At 69.1% G+C, this 11,416-nt stretch carries 8 protein-coding genes and 1 pseudogene; 2 read left to right on the top strand and 7 right to left on the bottom strand.

The features are described from left to right. Window positions 1–2: 2 nt before the first annotated feature. From pstA to Q0581_RS09715, 3 genes are all read right to left on the bottom strand, one after another. Complete coding sequence (gene pstA / locus Q0581_RS09725; RefSeq protein WP_298699784.1) at window positions 3–1,316, bottom strand: phosphate ABC transporter permease PstA; 1,314 nt, start codon at window positions 1,314–1,316, stop codon at window positions 3–5. Beyond that, entirely contained in the window at window positions 1,309–2,739 is a 1,431-nt protein-coding gene (gene pstC / locus Q0581_RS09720) for a phosphate ABC transporter permease subunit PstC (RefSeq protein ID WP_298699782.1), read from the bottom strand. Before pstC ends, pstA begins: the two co-directional genes overlap by 8 nt. Window positions 2,740–2,853: 114 nt before the next feature. Further along, window positions 2,854–4,269, bottom strand: a complete 1,416-nt coding sequence (locus tag Q0581_RS09715; protein ID WP_298699780.1) for an ATP-binding protein — start codon at window positions 4,267–4,269, stop codon at window positions 2,854–2,856. A gap of 123 nt (window positions 4,270–4,392) precedes the next feature. Here Q0581_RS09715 and Q0581_RS09710 point away from each other — a divergent pair, with 123 nt between their 5' ends. After that, window positions 4,393–6,711: an ATP-binding protein gene (locus Q0581_RS09710; protein ID WP_298699778.1), complete on the top strand. Its 2,319-nt coding sequence runs from the start codon at window positions 4,393–4,395 to the stop codon at window positions 6,709–6,711. A gap of 6 nt (window positions 6,712–6,717) precedes the next feature. Here Q0581_RS09710 and Q0581_RS09705 read toward each other — a convergent pair whose 3' ends face one another. Further along, entirely contained in the window at window positions 6,718–6,927 is a 210-nt protein-coding gene (locus Q0581_RS09705) for a hypothetical protein (protein WP_298699776.1), read from the bottom strand. Between the two features lie 20 nt (window positions 6,928–6,947). Next, the gene (aceA, locus tag Q0581_RS09700) at window positions 6,948–8,225 is read right to left on the bottom strand and encodes an isocitrate lyase (protein WP_298699774.1); all 1,278 of its coding nucleotides are present in this window, start codon (window positions 8,223–8,225) and stop codon (window positions 6,948–6,950) included. Window positions 8,226–8,382: 157 nt separating this feature from the next. On the opposite strand from aceA, the gene Q0581_RS09695 reads away from it, so the two are divergent. After that, window positions 8,383–9,789 carry a short-chain fatty acyl-CoA regulator family protein gene (locus Q0581_RS09695; protein WP_298699772.1) on the top strand — a complete coding sequence of 469 codons (1,407 nt, stop codon included), beginning with the start codon at window positions 8,383–8,385 and terminating at the stop codon, window positions 9,787–9,789. Between the two features lie 4 nt (window positions 9,790–9,793). On the opposite strand, the gene Q0581_RS09690 is transcribed toward Q0581_RS09695, so the two are convergent. Then, window positions 9,794–11,191 carry a hypothetical protein gene (locus tag Q0581_RS09690; protein WP_298699771.1) on the bottom strand — a complete coding sequence of 466 codons (1,398 nt, stop codon included), beginning with the start codon at window positions 11,189–11,191 and terminating at the stop codon, window positions 9,794–9,796. 83 nt (window positions 11,192–11,274) lie between these two features. Beyond that, window positions 11,275–11,416: pseudogene (locus Q0581_RS09685) on the bottom strand (DNA-binding transcriptional regulator); the annotation flags it as partial.

Here is an 11,416-nt window from a genome sequence, read left to right as displayed (position 1 = left end):
GCTTACCACCGACGCTCAAAGCGTCGCCTCAGGATGATGGCGGCTGCGTTCATCAGGATCATGAAGGCCAGAAGCACCATGATCGCGGCGGCCGTGCGTTCGTGGAACGCCCGCTCGGAGGCGTTCTCCCAGATGTAGATCAGCGACGGCAGGGCGCCCGCCGGCTGGTCGATGGCGGCCGGCACGCCGGGCACGAAGCTGATCATGCCGATCAGCAGCAGCGGCGCCGTCTCGCCCAGGGCGTGGGCCATCGAGATGATGGCGCCGGTCATGACGCCGGGCATGGCCAGCGGCAGCACATGGCCGAACACCGCCTGGGTGCGGCTGGCGCCCATGGCCAGGGCCGCCTCGCGGATCGACGGCGGCACCGCCTTCAGCGACGACCGGGTGGCGATGATCAGGGTCGGCAGGGCCATCAGCGCCAGCACCAGACCCCCGACCAGCGGACTGGCCCGCGGCAGGTGCATCCAGTTGATGAACAACGCCAAGCCCAGCAGGCCGTAGACGATGGACGGCACGGCGGCCAGGTTGTTGATATTGACCTCGATCAGCTCGCTGATCCGGTTCCGGGGCGAAAACTCTTCCAGATAGATGGCCGCGCCGACGCCCAGCGGAATGGCGATCAGGGCCGTCACCAGCAGCATCAGCGCCGACCCGACCACGGCGCCCAGCACCCCGGCCAGTTCCGGCTCGGTGGAATCGCCGTTCAGGAACAGGGCGCTGTTGAAGCGCGAGGCCACCAGGCCATCGGCCTGCATACGGTCCAGCCAGTTCAGCTGCTGATCGCTGAGCCGGCGCTGGTCCGACGGGACGTCGCGGCTGATCTTGCCCTTCAGATACAGGTCCGCGTCGTCCGACAGGGGGGCGGTGACCGGCACGGTTTCGCCGATCAGCCCCGGCTGGCGCGTCACCATTTCGGCGGCGCGGAACTTCAGTTCGGACGAGAACAGGCTGCGCAGGGCCTTGGCCTTTGTCCCGGCCGCATCGTCGGTTTCGCCCCAGCGGGCCAGCATCTGCTCGGCGGCCATCTGTTCGAAATTCGAGCCGGCCGGATAGCCGCGGTCCACCTTGGCCGGGTCCAGATGCACGGCCACCGCCGCGGTGTGGATATAGAAGGCGGTGTAGCCCTGGCTGACGATCCGGCCCATCAGCAGCGCCAGGAAGGCCAGGGCGGCGATGATGGCCAGCCGCCCATACCAGCGGAACCGGTTCTCGCGCGCATGGCGGCGCTTCAGCCCGGCGGCCAGGCGGTCACGCAGCGGCGCGGACGGCGCGGCGACGGGCGCCGCCGGGGTCATGTCGGCGGCGTCAGTCATACTGTTCCCGATAAGCGGAGACGATGCGCTGGGCGATGATGTTCAGGGCCAGGGTCACCAGGAACAGCGTCAGGCCCAGGCCGAAGGCGGCCAGGGTCTTGGGACTGTTGAACTCCTGGTCGCCGGTCAGCAGGGTGACGATCTGCACCGTCACCGTGGTCACCGTGTCCAGCGGATTGAAGGTCAGGTTGGCGGCCAGGCCGGCGGCCATGGTCACGATCATGGTCTCGCCGATGGCCCGCGACACCGCCAGCAGGAAGGCGCCGGCCACGCCCGGCAGGGCGGCGGGCATCAGCACGCGCGAGATGGTTTCGGACTTGGTGGCGCCCATGGCGAACGAGCCGTCGCGCAGCGACTGCGGCACCGCATTGATGATGTCGTCCGACAGGGACGAAACGAACGGGATCAGCATGATGCCCATCACCGCCCCGGCGGTCAGGGCCATCTGGTTCTGCACCAGGGCCAGATACTGCCCCACCCCGTCCAGCGGCCCGCCGATCAGCCAGCCGCCGATGGTGTTGAAGAAGACCCGCAACGCCGGTCCCACCGTCAAGGCGGCGAAGAAGCCGTAGACCACGGTCGGCACCCCGGCCAAAATCTCCAGCAGCGGTTTGACCGTCGCCCGCGTCTTCGGCCCGGCGTATTCCGACAGATAGATGGCCGAGAATAGGCCGATCGGACCGGCCACGATCATGGCGATCAGCATGATCAACAGGGTGCCCGCGAACAGGGGCACGGCCCCGAAGGCGCCCGACGATCCCACCTGATCGGCGCGGATGGCGATCTGGGGGCTCCACTTGGTCCCGAACAGGAATTCGGTGATCGGCACCGACTGGAAGAAACGCCAGGAATCATAGACCAGCGAGGCGATGATGCCGATGGTCGTCAGAACCGCGATGGCCGAACAGGCGAACAGGCCGATGGCCACCCAGGCCTCGACCCGGCTGCGGGCGCGGAAGTCGGGACGGATGCGGGTGAAGGCCACCAGGGCGCCGATCAGGGCCACCGCCGCGACCAGGGCGCCCAGCGCCAGGTTCAGTCCATTGCCGATCCAGGCGATGCGCTGGCCGGTGGCGGTCAGTTCCTGGGCCAGGGGCGCCGGCCAGATCTGCTGGGCCTGGTCGCCGGCGCCGACGCGGCGGGCGTCGCTGTAGAAGGCGGCGCGACGGAACGGCTCCAGTTCGGCGACGGCCGGGGTTTCACCCGCCTCGATCAGGCCGGTGGCGATGCCCGGCAAGGTGATCTGGCCGATCGTCAGAACGACCAGGGCCGGGATCACCGCCCAAATGGCGGCGAAGGCGGCGTGCTGGCCGGGACGCGAATGACTGCGCACATCGCGGCCGCGCCGGCGCGCCAACGCCAGGCCCCCGCCATAGGCCAGGGCGCCCGCCAGCAACAGGATCAGGAAAACAAGCCAGGTCATCAGAATCCAGGGCGCACGCGCCAAAAACCGAGCGGTCGGGATTCGCCCGCCCAAGTCGCGGCGGAAACTGCCCGCGATTGGTCAGCGGATTAAGACGGGGCCATGACAGTTCTGTTACGTCGTCGGGGGCGACGCGTCGGTCGCATCGGCGGCGCGGACCATCGGGAACCAGGCGGTGAAGGCCGTCCCCTGCCCCGGCGCGCTGGCCACGGCCAGGCCGCCCAGGTGTCGGTTGACGATATGTTTGACGATGGCCAGGCCCAGGCCGGTGCCTTCCTTGGGGCCGCTCTTCTGGCCCTCGATGCGATAGAAGCGCTCGGTCAGGCGCGGCAGGGTCTCGCGCGCCATGCCGGGGCCATGGTCGCGCACCGTGACGGCGGCATAGGACGCCTGCCCTTCGCGATCCGGCGTGACCAGCGGCAGGCGGCTGAACCCGTCCGGGCGGTCGGCGGCCAGGACGTCTTCGGTCAGGTCACGCTGGATGGTCAGTTCGACGACGGCGCCGGGCGGTGAATATTTCACGGCGTTGTCGACCAGATTCTGGATCACCTGGATGATCTCGTCGCGGTCGCCGACCACGGTGACGCCCGCGCTTTCGCCCGCCAGCCGCATCTCGACCCCGCGTTCACGCGCCAACAGGGCCACGGCGTCCACCACATCCGCCGCCGCCCGGGCCAGATCGACGCGCCCCGACGGCGGGATGTGTTCGTTCAGTTCGATGCGGCTGAGCGACAGCAGGTCGGCGACCAGACGTCCCATCCGCTCGGCCTGGGCCGACATGATGTCCAGGAATTTCTCTCGCGCCGCATCGTCGTGCCGGGCATGGCCCTTCAGCGTCTCGATGAAGCCGCTGAGCGAGGCCAGGGGCGTGCGCAGTTCGTGACTGGCGTTGGCCAGGAAGTCGACCCGCATCATCTCCATGCGGCGCGCATCGGTTTCGTCGCGCAGCACCAGCAGGGCCATGGCCTGGGTCTCGCCCCCGACCGGCAGGGGCCGGCTGAAGGCGCGCCAGCGGCGGTCGCGCGCGCCGCCGGGCGTATAGTCGGTGACCCGCGTCATGCCGCCGTACAGCGCCTCGTCCACCGCCTCCAGCACCGAGGGATCGCGCATCGCCGACAGCAGAAGGCCGCCGCGCGGCTGTAGCCTAAGCACCTCGCGCGCCGCCGCATTGGCCATCAGAACCCGGCGTCCGGCGATGTCGTCGGCTTCACCGCCGCCGATGATCAGTATGGGGTCTGCGACCGCCTCGAAGGCCGCGTTCAGCAGCGCCTTTTCATCATCGACCGTCTCCGCAGCCGGCAAAGGCGTTTCGGCGGTGGCGACCGCCATGGATCGCGCCGGGCGGCGATTGATCAGCCAGGTCGCCAGCCCCGCCACAACCGCGCCGGCCAGCAACAGGGGCGCCGAGCCATGATCCAGCGCCGCCGCCAGCACCAGGACGGCGACCGCCACCCCGCCGCTGGCCCCGGCCGTCCACAGGCGCGAGCCGGCGGAAGGCGCAACGGGCGACGGCGAAATCTCATACGGCATCGGCGATCCGGTCTGCGGCACGGCAAGAGGGAAGGAAGCGTTCAGTGCACGGCGTTCGGCCGCTCCCCACGCTTTTTTCATCTCTTTGCGACAAGACTACCAGTACGAACGGGGGAGAAGCCATTGGATTGGGCGCCGATCAGCCTGGCCTATCAGCACGACCTTGCGGCGTTGATCCCGGCGTCGCTGCTGTGCCTGCTGGGCGCCACGGCCGCGCGGCTGCTGTTCAATCGCGCACGCGCCGCGCGCTGGGACGGATGGACACAGACGGCTCTCCGGCTTGAGATTCTGGGCGCTTTGCTGGGGGGCGTCCTGGTCTGGGGCGCCCAGTTCATCGCCCTGATGGCCTACGATGCGGGCATGCCCGCCGGCTATGATCCCATCGGGATGATCAGCGCCCTGGCCGTCACCATCGGCGCCCTGCTGGTCGCCACCCGCGTCGTCGGCGACGCCCTGTCGCCCACCCGTGTGCTGTGCGGCGTGGTGATCAGGGGGCTGGGCTTCCTGGGCATGCATGTGCTGGCGGTGATGTCGCTGCGCACCTCGGGCGTTGTGCACTGGGGCATGGAGACTCTGGCGCTGGCCTTCGCGGTTCAGCTGGCGCTCAGCCTGGAGGCGGCGCGATTCCAGTTCGCCGGCCACGTCTGGGGCACGGTCAGCGCGGGCGTCAGCACCTGGGCCGGCCTGATGGCCCTGCATCTGATCTCCATGAGCGGCTTCTGGATTTCACCGGGGGCGGACGCCCTTGTGGCGGCCCAGGGCCTGAGCCGCGCGGACATGCTGACCTGGGCCATCGGCGCGGTGATGGTGCTGTGCGTCGCCATCGGCGTGGTCGCCGCCGCCGCCTACTGGACCCGCGCCAGCACCATGAACCAGCTGCGCGAGGCGATCGCCGCCATGTCCGACGGGCTGGCCTTCTATGATTCCGAGGACCGGCTGACGGTGTGGAACGCCCGCTATGTCGAGGTGAATCCCGAGCTGGCGCCGGTACTGAAACGCGGCGTCACCTTTAGCGAAATCCTGCGCGAAGGCCTGAAACAGGGGCTGTACGCCAGCGCGGTCGGCCGCGAAGACGAGTGGGTGGCCGAGCGGTTGCAGGCTCGGCGCAGCGCCTCGAACGCCTTTGAACAGCGGATCGGCGACGGCCGCTGGCTGAGGGTCCAGGACCGCCGCACCGCCGATGGCGGCGTGGTCACCGTGGTCAACGACATCACCGACCTGAAGCGGGATTCCCAGATCCTGTCCGAGGCGCGCGACATCGCCGAACAGGCCAACCATTCCAAGAGCCAGTTCCTGGCCAATATGAGCCACGAGATCCGCACGCCGCTGAATGGCGTGATCGGTCTGACCCAGGCCCTGGCGCGCACCGATCTGACGCCGGACCAGCGCGAGATGCTGGACCTGATGGCCTCGTCCAGCCGCACCTTGCAGACCCTGCTGAACGACATCCTGGACCTGGCGCGCGTCGAATCGGGCCGTATGCAGCTGGTCGAGGAACCGTTCGACCTGGCCCGCGCCGTGCACGAGGCGGCCCAACTCTATGAAGCCACCGCCCATGAAAAGGGCCTGGGCTTCAGCGTCGATATGGCCGCCGAGACGCGCCAGTGGATCCTGGGCGACGCGGTTCGGCTGAAACAGATCCTGACCAATCTGATCTCCAACGCCGTCAAATTCACCGAGGCCGGTTTCGTAGGACTGAGGGTGGAAACGGGGCCGGCGCGCAACGGCGCCCCGACCGTCCGATTCACGATCGAGGACACGGGCATCGGCTTCGACCCCCAGACCCGCGACCGCCTGTTCACCCGCTTCGAACAGGCCGACGGCGGCATCGCCCGCAAATTCGGCGGCACCGGCCTGGGCCTGGCCATCTGTCGCCAGCTGGCCGAAATGATGGACGGCGATCTGGATTGCGAAAGCGAGCTGGGCGGCGGCTCGGCCTTCATCCTGACCCTGCCCCTGCATGCGGCCCAGGCGCCCGACGCCCTTGCCGAAACGGGGACCGAAGCGGCGCCCGCCTCCCCGTTGGCGGAGATGGGGCCGCGCCTGAAGGTGCTGCTGGCCGACGACCACCCCACCAACCGCAAGGTGGTCGAACTGGTGCTGGCCGCCGCCAATGTGGATCTGGTCTCGGTCGAGAACGGCGTCCAGGCGGTCGAGGCGTTCCGCGCCGGCGCCTTCGATCTGGTGCTGATGGACATGCAGATGCCGCTGATGGACGGTCTGGCCGCCACCCGCGAACTGCGCCTGCACGAAGCCGCCGAGGGCCGGCCCCATACGCGCATCGTCATGCTGACGGCCAACGCCCTGCCTGAACATGTGGCGGCGGGTCAGGCGGCGGGCGCGGACGGCCATGTGGCCAAGCCGTTCAACACCTCCGAGCTGCTGGCTCTGGTGTGCGCTCCGGCGGCGACCACGCCCGCACTGAGCGAAGCCGCCGCCTGACGCGCCTTACTCGTTGCCGTGCGCGGCCTCGTTGATGACCTGGCTGGGCATGCTGGAGAAGTCGATGGCCACCGGCTGAGCCTGCTTGCGCTGAAAGGTGCCGATGACGTGGGTCAAGCGACGGCGCACCTCGCGCTCGGCCTCGGTTCCGGCGTCGACGTTCAGGGGCGCCAGGCAGAAGTCGATGATGGCCTGGGTGTTGGTCAGGGGCTGCATGGTCATGTCTCCTGTCGGGTTCAGGCCGCCGCGAATTGGGCGGTTTCGGTGGAGTCCTTCAGCGCCGTCGTGGACGACTGGCCGTTCGAGATGACGGTGGCCACGGCGTCGAAATAGCCCGTGCCGACCTCGCGCTGGTGACGGGTGGCGGTGTAGCCGGCGGCCTCATTGGCGAACTCGCGCTGCTGAAGCTCGGAATAGGCCGCCATGCCGCGGTCGCGGTATCCGCTGGCCAGCTCGAACATGCCGTTGTTCAGACTGTGGAACCCGGCCAGGGTCACGAACTGGAATTTGTAGCCCATGGCCCCCAGCTCGCGCTGGAACCGGGCGATGGTCTCCTTGTCCAGCTTGGCCTCCCAGTTGAAGCTGGGCGAACAGTTGTAGGCCATCAGTTTGCCCGGATGGTCGCGCTGGATCGCCTCGGCGAATTTGCGCGCGTCGTCCAGGTCGGGATGCGACGTCTCCCACCACAGCAGGTCGGCGTGTTTGGCGTAGGCCAGGCCGCGCGCGATGCAGTGGTCCAGGCCCGTGCCGGGTTTCAGGCGAAAGAAACCCTCGGGCGTGCGGCTGTCGCGGTCGATGAAGGGGTGGTCGCGTTCGTCGATGTCGCTGGTGATCAGCTGGGCGCTTTCCGCATCGGTGCGGGCCACGGTGATCGTCGGCGCGCCCATGACGTCGGCGGCCAGACGCGCGGCGATCAGATTGCGCTCATGCGCCTGGGTCGGGATCAGCACCTTGCCGCCCAGATGGCCGCACTTCTTCTCGCTGGCCAGCTGGTCCTCGAAATGCACGCCCGCGGCGCCCGCCTCGATGAAGGCCTTCATGATCTCGAAGCTGTTCAGCGGCCCGCCGAAGCCGGCCTCGGCGTCCGCGACGATGGGGGCGAACCAGTCGCGTTTCGCGCCCCCCTCGGCGTGCTCGATCTGATCGGCGCGCTGCAGGGTGCGGTTGATGCGGCGGCATAGCTCGGGCGCGGCGTTGGCTGGATACAGCGACTGATCCGGGTACATGGCCCCGGCGGTGTTGGCGTCGGCCGCCACCTGCCAGCCGGACAGATAGATGGCCTTCAGCCCGGCGCGGACCATCTGCATGGCCTGATTGCCCGTCACCGCGCCCAGGGCGTTGATGTAGGGCTCCGAATGCAGCAGCTCCCATAGGCGATTGGCGCCCCGCTCGGCCAGGGTGTGGGTGATCGGGACCGAGCCCCGCAGGCGCAGCACGTCTTCGGGCGTATAGGGACGTTCGATGCCGTCGAAACGCCCCGCCGGGGCCGGAACCAGATCGGCGAAGGTGGTCATGGTCGTGCTCGTTCTCTGTTCACGGCGGCCCGCGCCGCCTTCGTCAGGGATCAGAACACGCCAAAGTCAAAATCAGCACCCCAGAGCGGCGCGTATTGTAGTCTGATAGTCACAATGTGACTTTGCATTGTCAGTCACATTATGACATGCTGCCCGCATGGATCGAGGGGCCGATCACAAGCTGTTCCTGGGCGGTCGGTTGAAACGGCTGCGGCGCCAGCTGTCCCTGACGCAAACCGCCATGGCCGCCGATCTGGGCGTCTCGCCCAGCTATCTGAACCATATCGAGCGGAACCAGCGGCCCGTGTCGGCGCAACTGCTGCTGCGCCTGGCCCAGACCTATGACGTGGACCTGCGCGACTTCACCGCCGCCGGCGGCGACGCCAGCGAGGGCGCGGTGGTCGAGGCCCTGGCCGATCCGCTGTTCCAGGGCCTGGCCGTGCCCCGGCATGAGGTGGTCCAGGCGATCCAGGACCAGCCCGCCCTGTCCGACGCTTTCTTAAGGCTGTACCGCGCCTTCGCCTACCGCAGGGCGCGCGACACGGACGCCCCCGACCCCGACAGCCCCGCCGACTGGGTGCGCGCATACATTCAGGCGCGGAAGAACCACTTTCCCGAGTTCGACCTGCTGGGCGAAACCCTGGCCCAGGCGCTGGAGACCGAGACGCCCGGCGAACCGTTCGAGACCCGCGCCCGCGCCCGGCTGCTGGCCCGCCATGGACTCAGCGTCCGCACCCTGCCGGTCGAGGTGATGGTGGAATGGACCCGGCGGTTCGATCCGCACCGGGGTCGGCTGCTGCTGTCCGAGACGCTGGGGCCGGCGTCGCGCGCCTTTGCGGTCGCCTATCAGCTGGCGGCGGTTGAACATGGAGCCGAGATCGAGGCGGCGATCCAGGCGGCGGCCCCACCCGAGGGTGCACGCCCGCTGTTGAAGGTGGCCCTGACCAATGCCCTGGCGGCGGCGATCCTGATGCCCTACGGCGCTTTTCACGCCCGGGCGGAAGACAGCGGCTATGACATCGGCCGGCTTCAGGCGCGGTTCGGCGTGTCGTTCGAGCAGGCGGCGCACCGGCTGACCACCCTGTCGCGGCCCACGGCGCGGGGCGTGCCCTTCTTCCTGATGCGGGTGGACCAGGCGGGCAATGTGTCCAAGCGGTTCGCGGCCGGCGCCTTTCCCTTCTCGCGCTTCGGCGGGGCCTGCCCGCGCTGGCGGCTACATTCGGCGTTCCGCACGCCGGGCCGCATCGTCACCCAGATCGTCGAGACGCCTGATGGCGGCCGCTGGTTCACCCTGGCCCGCACCGTGGACCGGCAAGGCCAGGACGCCTTCACCGAGGGCCACGACCTGGCCATCGGCCTGGGCTGCGAGCTGTCGCAGGCGCGGCGGCTGATCCATGCGCGGGGGCTGGACCTAGCGACGCCCGAGGTCACACCCATCGGCCCGGCCTGTCGCCTGTGTCCGCGCCACCCCTGCGCCGAGCGGGCCGCCCCGCCCGTCGATCGGGCCCTGGCCGTCGACGACTGGGCCAAGTCGATCAGCCCCTATCCCTTCGCGGCGGGATGAGCCTTCAGATCAGCTGGGGCTGGCCCGCGACCATGTCGAACGGCACGCCTGCGCCCTGGAACAGTCGCCCGATCACCACGGCCGGATCGGGATCGCCCTGATCCAGCAACCGCTCGATATCGGCGCGCAGCGACGGATCGCCCGACACGGCATCCAGCCGGTCCAGCCACTCGCTCCGGCTCAGCACCCCATCCGCATTGTCGGCCATAAAGCCGCTCAGGACGCCGAACACGTCCTGGCCCGCCGCCGCCTCCATCACCAGCCAGAACACCGCGCCGCAAGCGTAGTAGGCCCGGTGTTCGCCCCGTTCGCCCGCGCTGGCCACGCCTCGGTGGGTCGACAGGTCGATGCAGTCGTCGACCTCGCGCTGCAGTTCTTCGCCCGCGTCATAGGCGGGGTCCAGCGTCGAGAGCGCGCGCACGGCCATGACGTCGGCGCCGCCTTCGGTGATCCAGGCGTCGCGCGCCGCCTCATAACGCAGGCCCTGGCTGCCCAGCCAGAAATGCGCCGCCTCGTGCCCCAGGAACCAGCGCGCCCGCGCCAGCACCTGTGGCGAGGGGTCCAGCACCCCCTCCCCTTCGAAATCGATGACGATCAGATTGGGCAGGACGCTGCCGGCCATGCTGGACAGGCTGTCGGTCGGGCCGGACCAGCTGACCATCACCGTGGGCCGTTCGCCGCGCCGCGGGCCGGTGCGTTCGGCGTACAGCGCCATGACGCGCGGGGTGAAGGCTTCCAGTTCGTCCCGCAGCCAGACGGGCAGGTTGGGATCGACCACGGTGGCGATGGCCGGGCCTTCGCGCACGCCCGGCGAACCGAACAGCACATAGGTTTCCGCATCGGCGGCCGTCGGCGCACGCTCACGGCGTCCGTGCAGCATCACCGGCCCGGCCCGGTCGCGCCAGGTGACTTGGGTCAGGCCGCCGTCCAGCTGGACCCCGTTCAGATCGGCCGGCAGGTCTAGCGCCGCCTGGGCGTTGTCCAGCGGGATCAGGTCGAACTGTTCGCTGAACAGGGCCACGGCCCCGTCCGAAAACACCAGCGAAGGGGCGTATTCCGCCTCCAGATCCCCGCCCATCGGCCGCATGGCGATGCGGATGCGGCGCGGCAGGGCGCGGCCGTTCGTGCTTTTCAGCACGTCGTAATTGCCCACACGGCTGATCTCGACCCCCGGCGTCTGCACCGTCCAGCGATCGGGGCGCCACGGACGCCGCCCCTCGCGCATCAGGGCCGAGACCACGAAGGCGAAGGCCGGCCGGTCCAGCCGCAGGTCATAGTCCGCCGTCCAGCGGGCACCGTCGCGGGTGACCGCGACCGTGGCGATGACGTCCGGCGCATCCTGGGCCCGCACAGGCGCCGCCAGCAGGACCAGGCCCATCAGGCCGAGCAGAAATGCGCGCATGCCGCCTCCTTGTCGTTTCGCTGGTAGCGGCGACGACCCATGGCGTCACCTTACGGTTCGCACAGGCTTGAGGCCGCCGTGGGTCATTGATCCAGCGCCTGCCGGGCGGCGGCCAGTTCATCGGCCATCACGTCTTTCAGCCGCTCGGGCGCCAGGATGGACACCTGCCGGCCCCAGGTGAACAGATGCCAGGCCAGTTCGCGCATGCCCGAGGCGCGGAACCGC

Source organism: uncultured Brevundimonas sp. (genome assembly GCF_937863155.1).
Taxonomy (GTDB): Bacteria; Pseudomonadota; Alphaproteobacteria; order Caulobacterales; family Caulobacteraceae; genus Brevundimonas.
Note: the sequence above shows the minus strand (reverse complement) of the source record. Positions and strands in the feature narration are given on the sequence as shown.

What these genes read in the sequence shown, in the direction of transcription:
- pstA (WP_298699784.1), bottom strand. Translation starts at nt 1,316, where the DNA reads ATGACTGACGCCGCCGACATGACCCCGGCGGCGCCCGTCGCCGCGCCG.
- pstC (WP_298699782.1), bottom strand. Translation starts at nt 2,739, where the DNA reads ATGACCTGGCTTGTTTTCCTGATCCTGTTGCTGGCGGGCGCCCTGGCC.
- Q0581_RS09715 (WP_298699780.1), bottom strand. Translation starts at nt 4,269, where the DNA reads ATGCCGTATGAGATTTCGCCGTCGCCCGTTGCGCCTTCCGCCGGCTCG.
- Q0581_RS09705 (WP_298699776.1), bottom strand. Translation starts at nt 6,927, where the DNA reads ATGCAGCCCCTGACCAACACCCAGGCCATCATCGACTTCTGCCTGGCG.
- aceA (WP_298699774.1), bottom strand. Translation starts at nt 8,225, where the DNA reads ATGACCACCTTCGCCGATCTGGTTCCGGCCCCGGCGGGGCGTTTCGAC.
- Q0581_RS09695 (WP_298699772.1), top strand. Translation starts at nt 8,383, where the DNA reads ATGGATCGAGGGGCCGATCACAAGCTGTTCCTGGGCGGTCGGTTGAAA.
- Q0581_RS09690 (WP_298699771.1), bottom strand. Translation starts at nt 11,191, where the DNA reads ATGCGCGCATTTCTGCTCGGCCTGATGGGCCTGGTCCTGCTGGCGGCG.